Source organism: Streptomyces sp. Je 1-369 (assembly GCF_026810505.1).
In the GTDB taxonomy this organism is placed as follows: domain Bacteria; phylum Actinomycetota; class Actinomycetes; order Streptomycetales; family Streptomycetaceae; genus Streptomyces.
This window is the reverse complement of the sequence record NZ_CP101750.1, coordinates 3,540,965-3,561,291: the sequence shown is the minus strand read 5'-3', so window position 1 is coordinate 3,561,291 and position 20,327 is coordinate 3,540,965. Positions and strand designations below refer to the sequence as shown.

Genomic DNA, 20,327 nt, shown 5'->3' with positions numbered 1-20,327 from the left:
GCACGCCCAGCACACCCTGCACGCCCAGTACACCCTGCACCCCCCCCGTACACCCCGCACGGGCTGCACGACCTGCACATCCATCTGCATACACTGGCCGGCCGCAACTCAAGTTCGGCCGGCCCCAGCAGGAAGCAGAGACGACAGGTGACAGAAGCGATCCTCCTGGTCGGCGGCAAGGGAACCCGGCTGCGGCCCCTCACGGTCCACACCCCCAAGCCGATGGTTCCGGCGGCGGGCGTCCCGTTCCTCACCCACCAGCTGGCACGGGCCCGCGCGGCAGGCGTGGACCACATCGTCCTCGCCACCTCCTACCTCGCCGAGGTCTTCGAGCCGTACTTCGGGGACGGCTCGGCCCTCGGCCTGCACATCGAGTACGTCACGGAGACCGAACCCCTCGGCACGGGCGGCGCCATCCGCAACGTCGCGTCGCGGCTGCGCTCGGGACCCGACGACCCGGTCCTGATCTTCAACGGCGACATCCTCACCGGCCTGGACATCCGCGCCCTCGTCGCCACCCACGAGGAGTCCGGCGCCGACGTCTCGCTGCACCTCACGAAGGTCGACGACCCGCGCGCCTACGGCCTGGTCCCCACCGACGCGACCGGCAGGGTCACCGCCTTCCTCGAGAAGCCGCAGACCCCCGAGGAGATCGTCACCGACCAGATCAACGCGGGCGCGTACGTATTCCGCCGCTCGGTCATCGACACGATCCCCGCGGGACGCCCCGTCTCCGTCGAACGTGAGACCTTCCCCGACCTCCTCGCCTCCGGCGCCCACCTCCAGGGCATGGTCGACTCGACGTACTGGCTTGACCTGGGAACGCCCCAGGCGTTCGTACGAGGCTCAGCGGACCTCGTCCTCGGCCGCGCGCCCTCCCCGGCGGTGCCCGGCCGCTGCGGCGAGCACCTGGTCATGGCCGGCGCCACCGTCGCACCCGGCGCGAAGCTCACCGGTGGCACGGTGATCGGCGAGAACGCGCAGGTCGGAGAGGGTGCGCGGGTTTCCGGCAGCACGATCCTGTCCGGTGCGGTCATCGAGCCGGGCGCGGTCGTCGCGGACTCACTGATCGGCGCGGGCGCCCGAGTCGGCGCCCGCTCGACGCTCTCGGGGACGGTGATCGGGGACGGCGCGTCCGTCGGCGCGGACAACGAGCTGCGCGACGGCGTACGGGTGTGGTGCGAGGCGACGCTGCCGGCAGGCGCGGTCCGCTTCTCCTCGGACCAGTAGAAGCACCCACCCAACCGCCCACCCAACCCGCCCACCCCACCCGCCCACCCACGGCGGGGATGTCCCCTACCCTCATACACATGTCGTCCCGTTTCGCCCCGCGCCCCACACGCACCACTGTGCGCGGGGGCGAAACGGTCGTACCCGCCCATATCCCCCGTCAGGTCACCGCGCCCCAGACCCGCACGTGGCAGCCGCCCTACCCGCTGGACCTGGGCCTGACCCTGGGCCCGCTGCGCCGCGGCCCCGGGGACCCGACCTTCCGTACGACGCCGGACGGCTCGGTCTGGCGCGCGAGCCGTACGCCGCTGGGCCCCGGCACGCTACGGGTGGCCGCGCGCGGTGGCTCGGTGGAGGCGGAGGCGTGGGGCCCAGGAGCCCCCTGGCTCCTCGACCATCTCCCCGCCCTCCTGGGCGCGACGGACGACCCCGAGCTCTTCACCCCCCGCCACCGCCTGCTCGCGACGACGGCTCACCGCCGCCCGGGCCTGCGCCTGACCCGTACGGGTCTGGTCCTCGAATCCCTGATCCCCTCCATCCTGGAGCAGAAGATCACGACGGAGGAGGCGTACCGGGCATGGCGCCTCCTGGTCCGCAAGTACGGCGAACCGGCGCCCGGCCCCACTCCCGCGCAGGCCCGCATGTACGTGATGCCGGACCCGCGCACCTGGGCCCTCATCCCGTCCTGGGAGTGGCACAAGGCGGGCGTCGACAACAAGCGGTCGTCCACGATTCTGCGCGCGGTGGCGCGGGCGGCCCGCCTGGAGGAGGCGGCGTCGATGGATCCCCCGGAGGCCCGGACCCGCCTGGAACTCATCCCCGGCATCGGCCCCTGGACCTCGGCGGAAACGGTCCAACGCAGCAACGGCGCGCCCGACGCGGTAACGGTGGGCGACGTCCACCTCCCCGGCATCATCGGCCACGCTCTGGCGAACAACCGAGACGCGACCGACGAGGACATGCTCGCCCTCCTCATCCCCTACGAGGGCCAACGCCACAGAGCGGCCCGCCTCATCCTCCTGAGCGGCCGAACCCCACCCCGCAGAGACCCCAAAATGCGGAAAACCAACATCGCCCTCTGGTAACCCCACCACACCGTTCCCGCCCCCGACAACGCCCGGGGACCGAGCCCCAGGGGCGCGGGGAACCGCGCAAAAAACCTTAACGAACCTCCACAAACTCCTCCACAACCCGCCCGCCCCGCGAAGCCGGCTCACTCACCGGATGCCCCACAGCCACCGCCCCCATCGGATCCCAACCCCCCGGCAGCCCCAGAACATCCCGCACCACATCCCGACAGAACATCGTCGAGGAAACCCACGCGGACCCAAGCCGCTCCCCGGCCAACGCGACCAGGAAGTTCTGCACGCCCGCCCCCATCGCGACGACGAACATCTCCCGCTCGGCCGCATCCCGCCGCACGTCCCCGTACGTATGGGAGCCGTCCATCACCAGACAGGGCACCACCAGATAGGGCGCCTTGCGCAGGACATCCCCCCGCCGCACCCGCTTCGCGATGGACTCGTCCGACTTCCCGTCCCGCCGCAGGTCCGCGACCCACGCGTCCCGCATCGCGTCGAGCAGTTCGACCCGCGACGCCGCGGACTCGAGGAGCACGAAGCGCCACGGAGTCGTGTGGTGCGGCGCGGGCGCGGTCAACGCCGCGGCGACGGCCCGCCGCACCGCGCCCGGGTCGACCTCCTCGTCGGAGAACTCCCGCACGGTCCGCCGCCGCGTCACCGCTTCGCGTACCGCCTCGGACGTCCCGAGCCGGAACATGTCATCCCGAGCCCCACGCGCAAGGGCCCGAGCCCCTTCGTCCACGGCCCCCGCACCCACGGCCCCCGCATCCACGGCACCCGCACCCGCACCCGCAACGACCCGCGAAAGCCCCCGGACCACCGCGACCGGCAACCCCGCAGCCTTCCCCTTCACCAGGTCCCCCGCGGCAGCGAGCTCGTCCGCCGTGGCGACGACCGTCACGCCAAGAGGATTGCCGTACGCGTCCACGCCACCCCGCAGGTCGTCGAGGACCCGCACACCCGCCGCCCCGATGGCGACATCGGTGAGCCCGGCCCGCCAGGGCCGACCGAACGTGTCGGTGACGATGACGCCGACGTCGACACCCAACGCGTCCCGCAACCCCTCGCGCACCGCGCGGGCCGACGCGTCGGGATCGGTCGGCAGCAACAGCACCGTCCCCGCCGCCGTGTTCGACGCGTCGACGCCCGCCGCCGCCATCACGAGTCCCTGCCGGTTCTCGACGATGCGCAGCGTCCCGCGGCGCGCCACGACCCGTACGGTCTCCGCGTCGATCGCCGCCTCCCGGTCGGCCGCCTCGACGATCCGCCCCTCCGCCTTGCTGACGATCTTGGAGGTGACCAGCACGACGTCCCCGTCGGCGAGCCCCGGCTCCGCGGCCGCGATCAGCTTGGCGAGGTCGTCACCCTGGCGCACCTCGGGCAGCCCGGGCACGGCCCACACGCGGTACGACGGCGGAGTCACAGGGGTCACGCCCGTACCTCCGAGGCAAGCGCCAGCGCCTCGCGGGCCATCTGTGCGGTGGCGTCGAGGTCGCTCATCATGAGCGGCACGGCCCGGCAGCGGATCCCGGCCTCCGCCACCCGCTCGACCACGCCCGCGTCGACGCTGTCGACGAGCCAGCCGTCGAGCAGCCCGCTTCCGTAGTGCTCGGCGACGGCCGCGGCGCTCGTCTCCACGCCGACGGCCGCGAGCATCTTGTCGGCCATGCCCCGCACGGGCGCGTCGCCGACGATGGGGGAGAGGCCGACGACCGGCACGCCCGCGTCGGCGATGGCCTCGCGGATGCCGGGCACGGCGAGGATCGTGCCGACGCTGACGACGGGGTTGGACGGCGGGAAGAGCACGACGTCGGCCTCGGCGATGGCCTCGAGGACGCCGGGTGCGGGCTTGGCCTGCTCGGCGCCGACGGGCACCACGGCGTGCGCGTCCACGGAGGCGCGCAGCCGTACCCAGTACTCCTGGAAGTGCACGGCCTTCTGTTCGCCGTCCACGGTGACGGCGACGTGCGTCTCGATGCGGTCGTCGGACATGGGGATGAGCCGCACCCCGGGCTGCCACCGCTCGCACAGTGCCTCGGTGACGGCGCTGAGCGGGTATCCGGCGCCCAGCATCTGCGTCCGCACGATGTGCGTGGCGAAGTCACGGTCGCCGAGCCCGAACCACTCGGGCCCGACTCCGTAGGCCGCGAGTTCTTCCTTGACCTTGAACGTCTCGTCCGTACGCCCCCAGCCCTGTTCTTCGTTGATGCCGCCGCCGAGCGTGTACATCACGGTGTCGAGGTCGGGGCAGACCTTGAGACCGAACAGGTGAATGTCGTCACCGGTGTTGCCGATGACCGTGATGTCCGCGTCGGGCGCGGCCTTCTTGAGGCCACGGAGGAAACGGGCGCCGCCGATGCCGCCGGCCAGAACCACAATGCGCATGGCCCCCAGCATGTCAGGCGCCTACGACACCGTGTCAGGCGGTTACGACATCCTCCGTGCTGTCCGGCGCGACGGCGGCGGCGCACTGGGCGGAGTGCATCGGCATCTCGGTGAGGCCGGGGTAGTAGATGTGCAGGCTGACGGCTGGTTCGAGGGAGTCGTTGACGACTTCGTGGACGTACCCCGGCGCGAAGACGCGCTGCGCGCCCGCGCCGAGCGCCCGCGTGCCCCGCTCCGTGTGTTCGGTCAGCTCGCCCTCCAGGAGGGTGAGCACGCCGGAGGAGCGTCCGTGGTCGTGCAGTCCGCTGCCCTGGCCGGGCACCCAGGAGAGCAGCCACACCTCGTACCCGGGCCCGGTGCGCAGGCGGTGGTACCAGCGGCTGGTGGCGTCGTACTGGACGAGGTGCGCCCACTGGGAGCGGTCCGCGGCGATGGCGCGGGCGAGGCCGACGAACTCGGCCACAGTGGCGGGGTGCTCGCGGGCGGGCTGCAGGAGGTGCGGAACTTCGAGGATGTCGCCGGCGATCTGGAGGTCGCTGTCGCTGTTCATCGTGCGGTGGTTCCTCAACGTAAGAGTGCTGGGGTGTCGCGAAGGAAGGTGAAGCGCAGAGGGAGAGCGAGGATCAGGGAGAAGAGAGGTGGTGCGGCAGAGAGGTGGAGCGGAAAGCGGCTCGACAGCTGGAGTGGACTCAACAGCTGGAGCAGGAACAGCAGCAGCGCGCGTGGGCAGCACCGATGGACCCGCTGGTGCGGGTCATCGAAAGAGCCAGGTTCGCGAGCATGCCCACCAGAACAGCGCCTCACACCTCCGGTGTCAACTCGGTGTCCAGTATGTGGAATATGTTTCACCTCATCCGGTTGTTCTGTCAGGCGAAAGGTTTGTGCAGACGCCGCTCCGGACACATGGCGCAGCAACCGACGCTCAAACCTCGTCGTCTTTCTCGTTGAGACCCGACCGGGTGATCTCCGACTGAGATCACTTTTTGGGGGAACGCGGTGCGGAGTGCCGGGCGGCTGCCGAACGGTGTCATGGTTTAGGCCGATTTGAACACTTTCCGCACAGCCTTGGTTCCGCAGAGTGAATAAGGGGCCCAATAGCAGATCTCGGCTTGACTGGCCCGGATCGGCACACTTGTAATTTCACTCGTGTCGTTCACCCGAAACCGGCACAGCAGCACCACGGGGACGCACAGACAGACGAGGGGCGCACATGACCGAGCTGGTTCAGGAACTGCTGGTCGAGGACGCGGACGAGGAACTCGGCTGGCAGGAGCGCGCACTGTGCGCCCAGACCGACCCCGAGTCCTTCTTCCCCGAGAAGGGCGGCTCCACGCGCGAGGCCAAGAAGGTCTGCCTCGCCTGCGAAGTCCGCTCCGAATGCCTTGAGTATGCACTCGCGAACGACGAACGATTCGGTATCTGGGGCGGCTTGTCCGAGCGTGAACGCCGCCGACTGAAAAAGGCCGCGGTCTGAACCCCCGTCGGCACGCGCCGCACGACCGATACGGCAACCGATACAGCGATCGACATGGCAACCGGTACGGCAACCGATACGGCACACATATCCCTCAAACAATGCGCAACGAACGGCCCGTCGCCCAGGGGTTATCCACAGGCGGCGGGCCGTTCCGGTGCCAGCCGTTAGTGTGGGGCCCCGTCCGAGACGCCCCGGCGCCCCCGCAGGGCGCAGGCGTCAACCGCAGTCCATCGAACCGGGGCCCGTACCTCGATGTCCGTGCACAGCCATTCGGCAGCCCACCAAGAGGCCGCCGCCGCCGGGTTCGACCCGACACACCCGCCCGCGTTCCCGCGGCACATCGTGACCGCCGTCCTCGTCTCCCACGACGGCGCCCGCTGGCTGCCCGACGCCCTGGCCGGGCTCCTCGGCCAGGAGCGGCCCGTGCAGAACGCCGTGGCCGCGGACACCGGCAGCGCGGACGACTCCGCCCGGCTCGTCACCGAGGCCCTCGGCGCCGACCGCGTGCTGCACCTCGCCCGCCGCTCCGGCTTCGGCACCGCCGTCGAAGAGGCCGTCCGCACCGCCGCCGTGCTCACCCCCGAAGAGCTGCCGTATCTGAAGCGCCCCAGCGGCTGGGACCCGGTCAGCCGCACCTGGCGCGACGAGACGTATGACATGCCGGAACTGCCGCACGGCGAACCCGTGCAGTGGCTCTGGCTGCTCCACGACGACTGCGCACCCGACCCCGACGCCCTCGCCGAAATGCTCCGCGTCGTCGAGAACGAACAGGAGCTCGGCAAGGAAGTCGCCGTCGTAGGCCCCAAGCTCCGCGGGTGGTACGACCGCAGGCAACTCCTCGAAGTCGGCGTCTCCATCGCCAACAGCGGCCGCCGCTGGACCGGCCTCGACCGGCGCGAACAGGACCAGGGCCAGCACGACCACGTCCGCCCCGTGCTCTCCGTCTCCACCGCCGGCATGCTCATCCGCCGCGATGTCTACGAACAGTTGGGCGGCTTCGACCGCCGCCTGCCGCTCATGCGCGACGACGTCGACCTGTGCTGGCGCGCGCACGCCGCGGGCCACCGCGTCCTCGTCGCCCCCGACGCCGTCGTCCGGCACGCCGAGGCCTCCTCGCGCGAGCGCCGCACCGTCGACTGCGTCGGCCGCACGGCGACGTCGCCGCACCGCGTCGACAAGGCCGGCGCCACGTACACCCTGCTCGTCAACGCCCGCTCGGCCGTGCTTCCCTGGGTGCTCTTCAGAGTCGTCGTCGGCACCCTCCTGCGCACCGTCGCCTACCTCGTCGGCAAGGCGCCCGTGCAGGCGCTCGACGAAGTCGCGGGGCTCCTCGCCACCGTGCTGCGTCCCGGCCGCGTCCTCGCCGCCCGCAAACAGCGCGGCAAGCCCGTGCCCGACGCCGCCGAGATGCGCGCCCTCTTCCCGCCGCCCGGCGCCACCGTGCGCGCCACCGTCGAACAGGCCGCGGGCAGCCTCGTCGGGGGCAATGACGCCGAAGCCCCCGCGGGCGCCGGACGGCACGGAGTCGTCGAGTCCGGACCCGGCGGCGACGACGCGGACTTCCTGGAGATCGAGCAGTTCGCCCGCCTCAAGCGCATCGCCCGCAAACCGGGACCGATGCTCTTCGTAGTGCTCCTCTTCGCCTCCCTCATCGCCTGCCGCGCCCTGCTCGGCTCCGGCGCCCTGGCCGGCGGCGCACTGCTGCCCGCGCCCGCCGACTCCTCGGACCTGTGGGCGCGCTACCTCGACGTCTGGCACCCCGTCGGCACCGGTGGCACGCAGGGCGCGCCGCCCTACGTAGCACTGGTCGCGGGCCTGTCGACGCTCTTCTTCGGCTCCACCGGACTCGCGGTCACGGTCCTGCTCGTCGGCTCCGTCCCCCTGGCAGGCTTCGCCGCCTACTTCGCCTCGCGCCCGCTCGTCACCTCCCGCCTGCTGCGCGCCTGGGCATCGATCGCGTACGCCTTCCTGCCCGCCGCCACCGGCGCCCTCGCCGGCGGCCGCATCGGCACCGCCGTCCTCGCCGTCCTGCTGCCGCTCATCGCGCGCGCGGGCATCGCGGCGAGCGGCCTCGCGGCGCCGCACGGCACCCGCGGCACCTGGCGCGCCACATGGGCGTACACGCTGCTCCTGACCCTCGCCACGGCCTTCACCCCGATCGTCTGGCCGATCGCCCTGGTGCTCGGCCTCGCCCTCCTGGTGGTGCGCCGCGGCGACATCACGGCGTACGGCCTGCGGTTCCTCGCCGCACTCGGCACCCCGCTGCTCGTCCTCGCCCCCTGGTCCCTGACGCTGCTGCCCTTCGGCTTCTTCAAGGAAGCGGGCCTGGAGTTCGGCGCCGACTCCGCGACCGCCACCGACCTGCTCGGCGCGAGCCCCGGCGGCCCCGGCACCGTGGACGGCCTGCTGCTCATCGGCATCGTCCTCGCCGCACTCGGCGCCCTGCTGCGCAGCGATCGGCAGCGCGCCGTCCGCGCCGCCTGGGTCGCGGCCCTCGTCTCGCTGGTCTTCGCCGTCCTGTCGAACAGCTCGACGTGGGCAGGCCCCGCCACGCTGGGCTACGGAATCGCGCTCCTGGCCGCCGCCGCGCTCGGCGCCGACGGTGCACGCGCGCGTGTCGCCGAACAGAGCTTCGGCTGGCGCCAGCCGGTCGCCGCGCTCATCGCGTTCGCCGCCGCCGCGGGACCGCTGCTCGTCGCCGCGGGCTGGATGATCGGCGGCGCCGACGGCCCGCTGGAGCGCCGCGACCCAGTGCAGGTGCCCGCCTTCGTCGCGGAGGAGAGCGGCACGGAGGACCAGGCCCGCACCCTCGTCCTCGACAGCGACTCCGCCGCCCAGGTCTCCTACTCGCTCGTACGGGGCTCCGGCGCCCGGCTCGGCGACGCGGAACTCGCCGCGGCGGCCGCCGACGACGAGCGGCTCGACAAGGTCGTCGCCCGCCTCGTCGCGGGCTCCGGCGCCGACCAGGCCGACCAGCTCGGTGGCTACGCGGTGCGGTACGTCCTCGTACGCGACGGAGCACCCCGCCAGATGAGCCGCACCCTGGACGCGACCCCGGGCCTGACCCGGCTCAGCCAGGAGGACGGCAGCGCCCTGTGGCGCGTGGACCGGCAGGTGGCGCGGGCCGCCGTCGTCCCGAGGACGGGCGACCCGGAACCCGTCGCGGCAGGCCCCGTCGAGCTCCACACGAAGATCGAATCCGGTGACGAGGGTCGCGTCCTGCGCCTCGCCGACTCCGCGGACCCGGGCTGGACGGCGACCCTCGACGGCCGCCTGCTGCCCCGCACCACGGTCGACGGCTGGGCCCAGGGCTTCGAACTGCCCACCGCGGGCGGCCGCCTGGACGTCACCTACGACCCCCCGATGACCCACACGGCCTGGCTCTGGGCGCAGGGCGCCCTCGCCGTCGTCCTCGTGGTGATGGCCCTGCCGGGCCGCCGCCGCGACGTCGACGACGACCTGCCCGACGAGCCCGTCGTCCCCGCCCAGGCGGTCGATGGCGAGGGCCGCAGGGCGCGCAGGCTGCGGGCCCAGAACGAGCAGGCGGCGCAGGAGGCGCAGGCTGCGGGCCAGGACGTACCGCCTCCTCCTTCGGAGGAGGCACCCGCCGCGGTCCCGCAGCAGCAGTCGCAGTCCTACGACGGGTGGGAGACCCCCGCCCCCGCGGGCGCCGAACAGGGCGCGTACGACGCGGGGCAGCAGTACCAAAGCGGCCAGTACCAGGGCGGCCAGTACCCGTCCGGGACGTACGGGCAGGAGGCGTACCAGCAGGACGCCTACCAGAACGGCGCGCAGTACGACCCGTACGCGTCCTACGGAGGGGCGGGCGGTGTCTACGGAGGGGCGCAACAGCAGTACGGGCACTCCTTCGACGCTTCGTACGACGCGTCGTACGACCGCCATCAGCAGCAGCAGGACCAGCAGCACCAGGACCAGCGGCAGCCCCCCATGCCGCCGCCGCCCCCGCGACCGCCCCACGGCACCGACAGTGAGCGCCCCGACGGGAGCCAGCAGTGAACCGCCCCACCCAGTCCCTGATCGCCGTGGTCGTCGCGCTCGGCGCCGTCACCGGGTTCGCCGCGTTCGGCGGCTCGGACGGCACGGACGACGCCGGGGCGAAGGCCGCGGCGCGGCTCCCCGTCGAGCGCACCAGCCTGCTCTGCCCGGTGCCCAGCTCCTCCGACCTCGCCGAGACGTCGTACACGGCGTTCACCCCCAAGGCGGACGGCGCGGAGGACAAGGGCAAGGCGGAACTGCTGCCCGTCAGCAAGGCACTCACGGACGCCGCCAAGGAGAAGGACAAGAAGGCCAAGCCCTTCCTCACCCAGAAGGCACCCGGCGAGCCGGTCGCGGGTGAACAGTCCGGCGCCGAGTCACCCGCGCTCATCGGCACGGCCGACGGCGGCCTCGCCCCCGGCTGGACCGTGCAGCAGACCACGACGTACGCGGCGGGCAGCGGCCGCGGCATGCACGGCACCAACTGCACGGCGCCCGACACGGACTTCTGGTTCCCCGGCGCGAGCACCGCCAAGGACCGCAGCGACTACATCCACCTGACGAACCCGGACGACTCCGCCGCCGTCGTCGACGTGGAGCTCTTCGGCCCCGACGGCGAGGTCACGTCCGCGGTGGGCGACTCGATCCAGGTCCAGCCGCACTCCAGCGTCCCGGTGCTGCTGTCCACGCTCGCCGACAAGAAGGAAACGAACGTCACCATGCACGTGATCGCGCGCAGCGGACGCGTCGCGGCCGCCGTGCAGTCCTCCGACGAGAAACTGGGCGGCGACTGGCTGCCCGCCGCTGCCGACCCCGCCGACAGCCTCGTCCTGCCCGGCATTCCCAAGGACGCCACCTCGGCCCGTCTGGTGGCCTACACACCCGGCTCCGACGACGCCGACCTGAAGGTCCAGCTCGCCTCGCCGACCGGCACCATCACCCCGGCCGGGCACGAGAGCCTCCAGGTCAAGTCCGGCATGACGGCCGCCGTCGACCTCGGCGACGTCACCAAGGGCGAAGCGGGCTCGCTGGTCCTGTCGCCGACCGACAGGTCGGTGCCCGTGGTGGCGGCCCTTCGGGTCACCCGCGGCAAGGGCAGCAAGCAGGAGACGGCGTTCATCCCGGCGACGCCCGCGGTCGGCGCGCGCGCCACGGTCGCCGACAACCGCGCCAAGGGCTCCACGCTCTCGCTGGTCGCCCCGGAGAAGTCGGCGGAGGTCAAGGTCACGGCGTCCGCGGGCACCGGGGGCGGCTCACCGGCCACCAAGACGTACACGGTCAAGGGCGGCACCACCCTGGAGATCGCGGATCCGCCGAAACCCGCGGGCCTCAAGGGTGCGTACGCGCTCACGGTGGAGCCGGTCTCCGGCGGCCCGGTCTACGGATCGCGGATGCTGTCCGTACCGGAGGAGGGCCTCCCCATGTTCACCGTCCAGCCGCTGCCGGACGACCGGGGGACGGTGGAAGTGCCGAAGGCGGAGCGGGATCTGGCGGTGCTTCAGAAGTAGAAACGCCTCCCGCGCGGGTGGTGCTCCAGAAGTAAAAGCATCTCCCGCGCGGGGGGGGGGGGGGGGGGGCGTCGGCTCAGTCCTCGTCCCCGTAGCGCGGGTCCACCGACTCGGGGGAGAGTCCGAGCAGCTCCGCGACCTGCTCGACGACCACCTCGTGCACGAGGTGCGCCCGCTCGTCGCGCCCCTTGGTGCGGATCTCCACCGGGCGGCGGTAGATGACCACGCGCGCGGGCCGCCCGTCGGCCGCCGAGATCGTGCCGCCCAGCGGCACCACCTCGTCCTGCCACTCCGCGTCGGGCCCACCCATGGGCGGCACTTCGAGGACCACGAACTCGATCTCCGTGAGCTGCGGCCAGCGCCGTTCCAGCCGCTCCACGGAGTCCTGCACGAGGTCGGTGAAGGCCTCCCCGCGGCTGGTGGAGAGCGGGACCTGAGGCGGAGCAACGGGGCCGCGCATGCCCCGGCCGTGGCGGTCGCGGCGGCGGGGCCTCGGGTCGGCGGCGCGGGGCTGCAGGGGGTCGTCCATCACTGACGAAGCGTAGTACCCGAGATCGCCCTTTCCGCGCGGTGCGCGACATGTCGCTTCCTGACCGATCCCGACGAGCTTGGACTCAATTCCGTATCTCTCCTGGATCGTCGATCTCACGCCAAATGACGTGATCCAAGCCATGTGATGACCGGAATCAATACCACCCGCCCCAGCAGTCACTGGAGTCTTCGCAGGTCAAGCAGGTGTTCGGGTAACGCGTCGCTGGACGGGCCGCCCGACGACACGGTGGAGTGACCTCATGGAGAGTCGTCGCGGCCCGCTCAAGAGTGCGGTACCGTCCAACGCTGTGAGCCCTGTACGTCGCTGTTCGCGCACCGCTTGCGGCCGTCCCGCCGTCGCGACGCTGACGTACGTCTACGCCGACTCGACCGCGGTCCTCGGCCCCCTCGCCACCTACGCCGAACCCCACTGCTACGACCTGTGCGCCGAGCACTCCGAGCGCCTCACCGCGCCCCGCGGCTGGGAGGTCGTCCGGCTCGCCGACGCCTCCGGACCGGCCCGCCCCTCGGGCGACGACCTCGAAGCGCTCGCCAACGCCGTGCGCGAGGCCGCACGACCCCAGGAGCGCGCGGCGGAGGCCGGCGGCGGCGCCCGCAGGGCCGACCCCATGGAGGTCGCGCGCCGCGGTCACCTGAGGGTGCTGCGCTCACCGGACAACTAAGCCCCACCCCTCCGAGAGCCGGCAGGCACGACCTCCGCCGCCTTCACCGGATCTTCTCCGTCCGCATCGTTGACGCGCGTTCGACCGGGCCCTGAGGATTTCGCCACCCCACAGCCGGGAGGCGCCCTGTGTACGTGCAGCACCTGGAGCCCGTGGCCGACTCGCTCGGCCTGTCCGCGCTCATCGCGACCCTGCCCCTCCTGACCGTCCTCGTCCTCCTCGGCGCCGTCCGCATGAAGGCCCACAGGGCCGGACTCATCGGCCTCGCCGTCGCCGTCCTCGTCGCCTGGCTCGCGTACGGCATGCCGCTCGGCCAGACCGCCTCCAGCGCCGCCCAAGGGGCACTCTTCGGCCTCTTCCCCATCCTGTGGATCGTCGTCAACGCCTTGTGGGTGTACCGCATGACGGTCCGCACCCGGCACTTCGACATCCTGCGCCGCTCCTTCGGCAGGCTCTCCGACGACCCCCGCATCCAGGCACTCGTCGTCGCGTTCTGCTTCGGCGCGCTCCTGGAGGCGCTCGCCGGGTTCGGGGCGCCCGTCGCGATCAGCGCCGTCATGCTCGTCGCGCTCGGCTTCGACCCGGTGCGCGCCGCGGTCGTCGCCCTCGTCGCCAACACCGCGCCCGTGGCCTTCGGAGCGATGGGCACCCCCGTGGTGACGCTGGCTCAGGTGACGGGCCTCCCGCTCGACACCGTCGCCACGGTCGTCGGCCGCCAGACACCCCTGCTCGCCCTGGTCGTGCCGCTGCTCCTGGTGTTCCTCGTGGACGGGCGGCGCGGGCTCCGCGAGACCTGGGTACCCGCCCTGGCCTGCGGATCCGCCTTCGCCGTCGCACAGTTCGCGGCGTCCAACTTCGTCTCCGCGCAGCTCGCCGACATCGGCGCGGCCCTGGCGGGCGCCGGCGCGCTCATGGCCGTGCCGCACGCCCGCAGGCCCGCCGCCGAACCCGTCCGCGCCGCGGTCCTCACCGGCGTACGCAGCGAAGACCTCGACCAGCACGACCCGCGCCCCGAAGTGCTGCGCGCCTACGCCCCGTACGCCCTCATCATCGCCGTCTTCTCCCTCGCCCAGATCCCCGCCGTCAAGGACTTCCTCGCGAAGGCGACCCGCACCTTCGACTGGCCCTTCCTGAACGTCGCAGACCCCTCCGGAGACCCGGTCGGCGGCAACGTCTTCTCGCTGCCACTGGTGTCCACGGGCGGGACGCTGGTATTGCTCGCGGGTGTGGGCACCGCCGCCATCATCGGCGTGCACGCGCGCGTGGCGGTACGGGAATGGGTGGCCACCGTCCACGAACTGCGCTTCGCGATCCTCACCGTGACGTCCGTACTGGCTCTCGCCTACGTCATGAACCTCTCCGGGCAGGCCGCCACGATCGGGCACTACGTAGCGGCCGCCGGCGCGGGACTCGCCTTCCTGTCGCCCGTGCTCGGCTGGTTCGGCGTCGCGGTGACCGGCTCCGACACCTCCGCCAACGCTCTGTTCGGCTCCCTCCAGGTGACGGCCGCTCAGCAGTCAGGGCTCTCCCCGGAACTCCTCGCCGCCGCCAACAGCTCCGGCGGCGTCCTCGGCAAGATGATCTCCCCGCAGAACCTGACGATCGCGTGCGCCGCCGTCGGACTCGCGGGCAAGGAGGGCGACCTGCTGCGCAAGGTGCTGCCGTGGAGCCTCGGCCTGCTCCTGGTGATGTGCCTGATCGTGGTGGGACAGAGCACGGCGGCCCTCGGCTGGATGCTGCCGTGAGGTGTCCGGGCGTTCTGTGAGGCGTCCGGGATTCCTGTGAGGTGGCCGTGGCGTGAGACCCGTGGCCGGAGCCCGGCCCGCTGTCGGTCCCAGCGGGTAGTTTTGTGCTGCGCGGAGGACTCTCCGTACGCGCTGACATCGCAGAACCTGCAGAGAGGGTTGGCCGTGACTGCTGATCTGTCCCAGATCGTGAAGGCGTACGACGTCCGCGGGGTGGTCCCCGACCAATGGGACGAGTCACTCGCCGAGCTGTTCGGGGCGGCCTTCGCGCAGGTCACGGTGGCGGACGCGATCGTCGTCGGCCACGACATGCGCCCCTCCTCGCCGGGCCTCTCGCGTGCCTTCGCGCGCGGCGCCGCCGCCCTCGGCGTCGACGTCACGGAGATCGGGCTGTGCTCGACGGACCAGCTGTACTACGCGTCGGGGGCACTGAACCTGCCGGGCGCGATGTTCACCGCGTCGCACAACCCCGCCCAGTACAACGGCATCAAGATGTGCCGGGCCGGCGCCGCCCCCGTCGGCCAGGACACCGGACTCGCCGAGATCCGCGCCCTCGTGGAGCGCTGGCGCGACTCCGGTGCCCCCGAGTCCGCGGCGACCCCGGGCACCGTCACCCAGCGCGACACCCTCACCGACTACGCGGCGCACCTGCGCGGCCTCGTCGACCTGACCGCCATCCGCCCCCTCAAGGTCGTCGTCGACGCGGGCAACGGCATGGGCGGACACACGGTCCCCACGGTCTTCGAGGGCCTGCCCCTGGAGCTCGTGTCCATGTACTTCGAGCTCGACGGCACCTTCCCCAACCACGAGGCCAACCCGCTGGACCCGGCCAACATCGTGGACCTGCAGCAGCGCGTCCGCGAGGAGGGCGCCGACCTCGGCATCGCCTTCGACGGCGACGCGGACCGCTGCTTCGTCGTCGACCAGAACGGCGACCCGGTCTCCCCGTCCGCCATCACCGCCCTGGTCGCCTCCCGCGAGCTCGCCAAGCACGGCGGCAAGGGCACGGTCATCCACAACCTCATCACCTCCTGGTCGGTGCCGGAGGTCGTCAAGGAGAACGGCGGCACGCCGGTCCGCACGCGCGTGGGCCACTCCTTCATCAAGGCGGAGATGGCCAGGACCGGCGCGATCTTCGGCGGCGAGCACTCGGCGCACTACTACTTCAAGGACTTCTGGAACGCGGACACCGGCATGCTCGCCGCGCTCCACGTCCTCGCGGCCCTCGGCGGCCAGGAAGGCCCGCTCTCCGGTCTCGTCGCCCAGTACGACCGCTACGCGGGCTCCGGCGAGATCAACTCCACGGTCGACGACCAGACCGCCCGCCTCGCCGCGATCAAGACGGCGTACGCGGACCAGGACGGCGTCACCCTCGACGAGCTCGACGGCCTCACCGTGACCGCCGCCGACTGGTGGTTCAACGTACGCGCGTCGAACACCGAGCCCCTCCTGCGCCTGAACGTCGAGGCACGCGACGGGGCGACGATGGCCAAGGTCCGGGACGAGGCACTGGCGATCATCCGAGCCTGACACCCACCCCGAGCGGGGCGGCAGCGCCGTGGCCCACGGCCCCGAGCGGGGCGGCAGTGCCAAGACCACCGGCCCCGAGCGGGGCGGCAGCGCCAAGACCACCGGCCCCGGCACTGCCCACCCGCACCGGAACCCCCGCGACGACCCCCACGCCCCGCCCCGCACGGAGGTAGGCTGACCAGGCCGCATCCTGCGCGGCGGCGGCGCGGCTCCCGGCGGACCACTGCAAACCGCTGCCCGCGAACACCCCGCCGCAGCAGCGCGCACCAGCCTTCACACCCGTTCCAGCACATCCGTTCGAAGGGACCCACCCCATGCCGCTCGAAGCCGGCCTCCTGGAGATCCTCGCCTGCCCGGCCTGCCACGCTCCCCTCAAGGAGACGGAGACCGAGCTGGTCTGCACGGCGGACGCCAAGGAATGCGGCCTCGCCTACCCGGTCCGCGACGGCATCCCCGTACTCCTCGTCGACGAGGCGCGCCGCCCCGCGTAGCGCCGCCCGCCGACCGGCACCCGCAGGAAGCCGCGCCCCGCGATCGGAGACCTGACCCCATGCTCGACGAGTCGCTGCTCGACGACCCCGAGGCGCTCGCCCGCGCCGACCGCCGCGGACTGCTCCGCGGCGCGGCGGAGGCAGGCGCCCGCGTCCGCACCGCCGTCCGGCACGCCGCGGAGGCGGGGCTGACGGAGCTCAAGCCCGACGGCCGCCCCCGCGCCGTCCTCATCGCCGGCCCGGGCACCGCCGCCGCCTGCGTCGCCGACCTCCTCGACGGCCTCGTGGGCACCGGCTGCCCCGTCATCCGGCTGGCCCCGACCGGCGTCGCACCCGCCGCCGGAGCCCTGCGGTGGGCGCTGCCCGGCTGGGTCGGCCCCGTCGACCTGCTGCTCATCGCCACCCCCGACGGCACCGAACCCGGCCTCTCGCTCCTCGCCGAGCAGGCCTACCGCCGCGGCTGCACCGTCGTCGCCGTCGCCCCCGCCCGCACCCCGCTCGCCGAGAGCGTGGAGGGCAGCCACGGCCTCACCGTGCCCCTGGCGAGCTCGCCCTACGGCGCGTACGAGGGCACCAACGACGAAGCGACCCGCGGCTCCGCGTCGTACGAGGCACGCCGCGTCGAGGACGAAGCCGCCCCCGGCGCCCCCGGCACCCTGTGGGCCCTCCTCGTCCCGCTGCTCGTCCTCCTCGACCGCACCGGCCTGGTCACCGCCCCCGTCGACGTCCTGCAGAAGGTCGCCGACCGCCTCGACCACGTCGCGGAACGCTGCGGGCCCGCCATCGCGACGTACAGCAACCCCGCCAAGACGCTCGCCGCCGAACTCACCGACGCGCTCCCGCTGATCTGGACCGAAGGGCAGTCCGCGGGCGCGGCGGGCCGCCGCTTCGCCGCCACCCTCGCGGAACTCGCCGGGCACGCCGCGCTCGCCGCCGAACTGCCCGAGGCACTCCCCGCCCACGGCGCCGTCCTCGCGGGCAACCCGACGGGCGGCGGCGACACCGACGACTTCTTCCGCGACCGCGTCGACGACCCGGCGGCCCTCCGCCCGCGCGTGGTGCTGCTCCGCGACCGCCCCACGGACGCAGGCGGCCTCACCGCGGCCCCCGCCGCACGCGAACTGGCACACGGCCACGACGTCGCGCTCAGCGAGCTGGAACCGGAGACCGGCGACGAACTGGAAGCCCTCGCGGAGCTGATCGCCGTCACGGATTTCGCCGCCGTTTACCTCTCGCTCGCCCCAGGGCACGGAGCATGACCACCGCGCCGGTCACGGTTCGCAAAGCCACGGCGGTCACCGTTCGGAAAGCGACACCGGTCAGCGTTCGCAAAGCCACACCGGCCACCGTTCGGAAAGCCACACCGGCCGCCGCCACACCTCCGCACTCGCGCACGCAGCAGTAAGCAAGGGAGAGCCCCTCCGTGGACCGCCTCACCAACACCATCCGCCCCTACGCCTGGGGCTCCACCACCGCCATCGCCGAGCTCATCGGCGCCGAGCCGAGCGGTGAGCCGCAGGCCGAGATGTGGATGGGCGCCCACCCCGGCGCACCCTCGCGCACCGAGCGCGGCGCACTGAACGAGGTCATCGACGCGGCCCCGGAGCACGAGCTCGGCACGGCGGCGGCCGCCAAGTTCGGCCCGCGTCTGCCCTTCCTCCTCAAGCTCCTCGCCGCGGGCGCCCCGCTCTCCCTCCAGGTCCACCCCGACCTCGCGCAGGCCAAGGAGGGGTACGCGGACGAACAGAACCGCGGCGTCCCCGTCGACGCACCGAACCGCAACTACAAGGACGCCAACCACAAGCCCGAACTGATCTGCGCCCTCACCCCCTTCGACGGCCTCTGCGGCTTCCGCCCGCCCGCCGAGACCGCCGACCTCCTTGAGGCCCTGGAGGTCGACTCCCTCAAGCCGTACGTCGACCTGCTGCGCGCCCAGCCCGAAGAGGCCGCCCTGCGCGAGGTCCTGACGGCCCTACTGTCCGCCGACCCCGAGCAGATGAACGAGACGGTCACCGAGGTCACGGCCGCCGCCCAACGCCTCGGCGGCGCCTACGAGCCGTACGCGGGCATCGCCCACCACTACCCCGGTGACCCCGGCGTCATCGCGGCGATGCTCCTCAACCACGTCCGACTGCAGCCCGGCGAGGCCCTGTTCCTCGGCGCCGGCGTCCCGCACGCCTACCTCGACGGCCTCGGCGTGGAAATCATGGCCAACAGCGACAACGTCCTGCGCTGCGGCCTCACCCCCAAGCACGTCGACGTACCCGAACTCCTGCGCATCGTCCGCTTCGAGGCGACCGACCCCGGCGTGCTGCGCCCGGAGGCATCGCCCGACGGCGAAGAGGTCTACGAAACCCCGATCGACGAGTTCCGCCTCTCCCGCTTCGTCCTGCCCGAAGGCGCCGCCCCGCACGACCTCACCGCCGCCACCCCGCAGATCCTGCTCTGCACCGCGGGCTCGGTCCGCGCCGGAGAACTCACCCTGACGCCCGGTCAGTCCGCATTCGTCCCCGCGGGCGAAAAGGCCGAAGTGTCCGGGGGCGGCACGCTTTTCCGGGCCACTGTGGTGGCCTGACGCACCACCGCCCTCCCGTGCTGCAACAATGACCCACCGCAAAGGCCGGGCAAAGCAAGCCCGGCACCGTGGTCGGTACATACGTAGGCGAAGGGACACCCCGCACTCATGAGCGCGTCAGGCGGAACAAAGGCGATTGTCGCGGCACTCGCCGCGAACCTCGCGATCGCGGTGGCGAAGTTCGTCGCGTTCATCTTCAGCGGCTCGTCGTCGATGCTCGCCGAGAGCGTCCACTCGCTCGCCGACTCCGGCAACCAGGGCCTGCTGCTCCTCGGCGGCAAGAAGGCACAGCGCGAGGCGACCCCGCAGCACCCGTTCGGCTACGGCCGCGAGCGCTACATCTACGCCTTCCTCGTCTCCATCGTCCTCTTCTCGGTCGGCGGCATGTTCGCGATCTACGAGGGCTACGAGAAGATCAAGGACCCGCACGAGCTGGAGCACTGGTACTGGCCCGTCGGAGTCCTGGTCTTCGCGATCATCGCGGAGAGCTTCTCCTTCCGTACCGCCATCAAGGAGTCCAACCAGACGCGCGGCGCCCTCAGCTGGACGCAGTTCGTGCGCCGCGCCAAGGCTCCTGAGCTGCCGGTCGTCCTCCTGGAGGACCTCGGCGCGCTCGTCGGCCTGGTCCTCGCCCTCGGCGGCGTCGGCCTCGCCCTGGCCACCGGCGACGGCGTCTGGGACGGCATCGGCACGCTCTGCATCGGCGTCCTGCTCATCCTGATCGCGATCATCCTGGCCGCGGAGACCAAGTCCCTGCTGCTCGGCGAGGCCGCGGGCACGGAGGAGGTCGCCAAGATCGAGAAGGCCGTGGTCGACGGCGAGACCGTCACCAAGGTCATCCACATGCGCACGCTCCACCTCGGCCCCGAGGAACTGCTCGTCGCCGCCAAGATCGCCGTCCAGCACGACGACACGGCCACCGAGGTCGCCGGCGCGATCAACGCGGCGGAGGAACGCATCCGCGCCGCCGTCCCGATCGCCCGCGTGATCTACCTCGAACCGGACATCTACAGCGAGTCGGCGGCAGCCGCGGGTGAGAACCCGGCGAAGTCACCCGGCGGCCACTGAGTCCGCTTCGCTCATACGTGGATGGG

The 20,327-nt window shown here is 72.3% G+C and carries 16 protein-coding genes; 12 read left to right on the top strand and 4 right to left on the bottom strand.

The window, feature by feature from the left end:
* Window positions 1-147: 147 nt before the first annotated feature.
* Entirely contained in the window at window positions 148-1,230 is a 1,083-nt protein-coding gene (locus NOO62_RS16095) for an NDP-sugar synthase (RefSeq protein WP_268771575.1), read from the top strand.
* Between the two features lie 80 nt (window positions 1,231-1,310).
* Window positions 1,311-2,315, top strand: coding sequence for a DNA-3-methyladenine glycosylase family protein (locus tag NOO62_RS16090; protein WP_268771574.1), 1,005 nt, complete (start codon window positions 1,311-1,313; stop codon window positions 2,313-2,315).
* Between the two features lie 76 nt (window positions 2,316-2,391).
* Here NOO62_RS16090 and NOO62_RS16085 read toward each other — a convergent pair whose 3' ends face one another.
* From NOO62_RS16085 to NOO62_RS16075, 3 genes are read right to left on the bottom strand one after another with little or no spacing between them, the layout of a single operon-like run.
* Window positions 2,392-3,744, bottom strand: a complete 1,353-nt coding sequence (locus NOO62_RS16085) for a coenzyme F420-0:L-glutamate ligase (RefSeq protein ID WP_268771573.1) — start codon at window positions 3,742-3,744, stop codon at window positions 2,392-2,394.
* Window positions 3,741-4,697 carry a 2-phospho-L-lactate transferase gene (cofD, locus tag NOO62_RS16080; RefSeq protein ID WP_268771572.1) on the bottom strand — a complete coding sequence of 319 codons (957 nt, stop codon included), beginning with the start codon at window positions 4,695-4,697 and terminating at the stop codon, window positions 3,741-3,743. Before cofD ends, NOO62_RS16085 begins: the two co-directional genes overlap by 4 nt.
* Window positions 4,698-4,731: 34 nt before the next feature.
* Complete coding sequence (locus NOO62_RS16075; protein ID WP_268771571.1) at window positions 4,732-5,247, bottom strand: cysteine dioxygenase; 516 nt, start codon at window positions 5,245-5,247, stop codon at window positions 4,732-4,734.
* A 660-nt stretch (window positions 5,248-5,907) separates the two neighbouring features.
* Here NOO62_RS16075 and NOO62_RS16070 point away from each other — a divergent pair.
* From NOO62_RS16070 to NOO62_RS16060, 3 genes are all read left to right on the top strand, one after another.
* Window positions 5,908-6,171 carry a WhiB family transcriptional regulator gene (locus tag NOO62_RS16070; RefSeq protein WP_016642094.1) on the top strand — a complete coding sequence of 88 codons (264 nt, stop codon included), beginning with the start codon at window positions 5,908-5,910 and terminating at the stop codon, window positions 6,169-6,171.
* 255 nt (window positions 6,172-6,426) lie between these two features.
* A complete protein-coding gene (locus NOO62_RS16065; RefSeq protein ID WP_268771570.1) occupies window positions 6,427-10,191 on the top strand; it encodes a glycosyltransferase family 2 protein in 3,765 nt (1,254 codons plus the stop codon).
* The gene (locus NOO62_RS16060) at window positions 10,188-11,678 is read left to right on the top strand and encodes a DUF5719 family protein (RefSeq protein ID WP_268771569.1); all 1,491 of its coding nucleotides are present in this window, start codon (window positions 10,188-10,190) and stop codon (window positions 11,676-11,678) included. The genes NOO62_RS16065 and NOO62_RS16060 overlap by 4 nt, the downstream gene beginning before the upstream one ends.
* Window positions 11,679-11,754: 76 nt before the next feature.
* On the opposite strand, the gene NOO62_RS16055 is transcribed toward NOO62_RS16060, so the two are convergent.
* On the bottom strand, window positions 11,755-12,207 hold the full coding sequence (locus tag NOO62_RS16055) for a metallopeptidase family protein (protein ID WP_268771568.1): 453 nt from the start codon (window positions 12,205-12,207) through the stop codon (window positions 11,755-11,757).
* Window positions 12,208-12,469: 262 nt separating this feature from the next.
* On the opposite strand from NOO62_RS16055, the gene NOO62_RS16050 reads away from it, so the two are divergent.
* The 7 genes from NOO62_RS16050 to NOO62_RS16020 all read left to right on the top strand — a co-directional run bounded on the left by NOO62_RS16050 (window position 12,470) and on the right by NOO62_RS16020 (window position 20,301).
* Entirely contained in the window at window positions 12,470-12,892 is a 423-nt protein-coding gene (locus NOO62_RS16050; protein WP_150184425.1) for a DUF3499 domain-containing protein, read from the top strand.
* A gap of 128 nt (window positions 12,893-13,020) precedes the next feature.
* Window positions 13,021-14,637, top strand: a complete 1,617-nt coding sequence (locus NOO62_RS16045; protein WP_268771567.1) for an L-lactate permease — start codon at window positions 13,021-13,023, stop codon at window positions 14,635-14,637.
* Window positions 14,638-14,802: 165 nt separating this feature from the next.
* A complete protein-coding gene (locus NOO62_RS16040) occupies window positions 14,803-16,167 on the top strand; it encodes a phosphomannomutase/phosphoglucomutase (protein WP_268771566.1) in 1,365 nt (454 codons plus the stop codon).
* 314 nt (window positions 16,168-16,481) lie between these two features.
* A complete protein-coding gene (locus NOO62_RS16035) occupies window positions 16,482-16,658 on the top strand; it encodes a Trm112 family protein (RefSeq protein ID WP_079036845.1) in 177 nt (58 codons plus the stop codon).
* Between the two features lie 59 nt (window positions 16,659-16,717).
* Entirely contained in the window at window positions 16,718-17,917 is a 1,200-nt protein-coding gene (locus NOO62_RS16030; RefSeq protein WP_268771565.1) for an SIS domain-containing protein, read from the top strand.
* Window positions 17,918-18,081: 164 nt separating this feature from the next.
* On the top strand, window positions 18,082-19,233 hold the full coding sequence (gene manA, locus NOO62_RS16025; RefSeq protein ID WP_268771564.1) for a mannose-6-phosphate isomerase, class I: 1,152 nt from the start codon (window positions 18,082-18,084) through the stop codon (window positions 19,231-19,233).
* A gap of 108 nt (window positions 19,234-19,341) precedes the next feature.
* Entirely contained in the window at window positions 19,342-20,301 is a 960-nt protein-coding gene (locus NOO62_RS16020; RefSeq protein ID WP_268771563.1) for a cation diffusion facilitator family transporter, read from the top strand.
* The last annotated feature ends 26 nt before the right edge of the window (window positions 20,302-20,327 follow it).

What these genes read in the sequence shown, in the direction of transcription:
- NOO62_RS16065 (WP_268771570.1), top strand. Translation starts at nt 6,427, where the DNA reads ATGTCCGTGCACAGCCATTCGGCAGCCCACCAAGAGGCCGCCGCCGCC.
- NOO62_RS16050 (WP_150184425.1), top strand. Translation starts at nt 12,470, where the DNA reads ATGGAGAGTCGTCGCGGCCCGCTCAAGAGTGCGGTACCGTCCAACGCT.
- NOO62_RS16035 (WP_079036845.1), top strand. Translation starts at nt 16,482, where the DNA reads ATGCCGCTCGAAGCCGGCCTCCTGGAGATCCTCGCCTGCCCGGCCTGC.
- NOO62_RS16075 (WP_268771571.1), bottom strand. Translation starts at nt 5,247, where the DNA reads ATGAACAGCGACAGCGACCTCCAGATCGCCGGCGACATCCTCGAAGTT.
- NOO62_RS16020 (WP_268771563.1), top strand. Translation starts at nt 19,342, where the DNA reads ATGAGCGCGTCAGGCGGAACAAAGGCGATTGTCGCGGCACTCGCCGCG.
- NOO62_RS16090 (WP_268771574.1), top strand. Translation starts at nt 1,311, where the DNA reads ATGTCGTCCCGTTTCGCCCCGCGCCCCACACGCACCACTGTGCGCGGG.
- NOO62_RS16070 (WP_016642094.1), top strand. Translation starts at nt 5,908, where the DNA reads ATGACCGAGCTGGTTCAGGAACTGCTGGTCGAGGACGCGGACGAGGAA.
- NOO62_RS16055 (WP_268771568.1), bottom strand. Translation starts at nt 12,207, where the DNA reads ATGGACGACCCCCTGCAGCCCCGCGCCGCCGACCCGAGGCCCCGCCGC.
- NOO62_RS16030 (WP_268771565.1), top strand. Translation starts at nt 16,718, where the DNA reads ATGCTCGACGAGTCGCTGCTCGACGACCCCGAGGCGCTCGCCCGCGCC.
- cofD (WP_268771572.1), bottom strand. Translation starts at nt 4,697, where the DNA reads ATGCGCATTGTGGTTCTGGCCGGCGGCATCGGCGGCGCCCGTTTCCTC.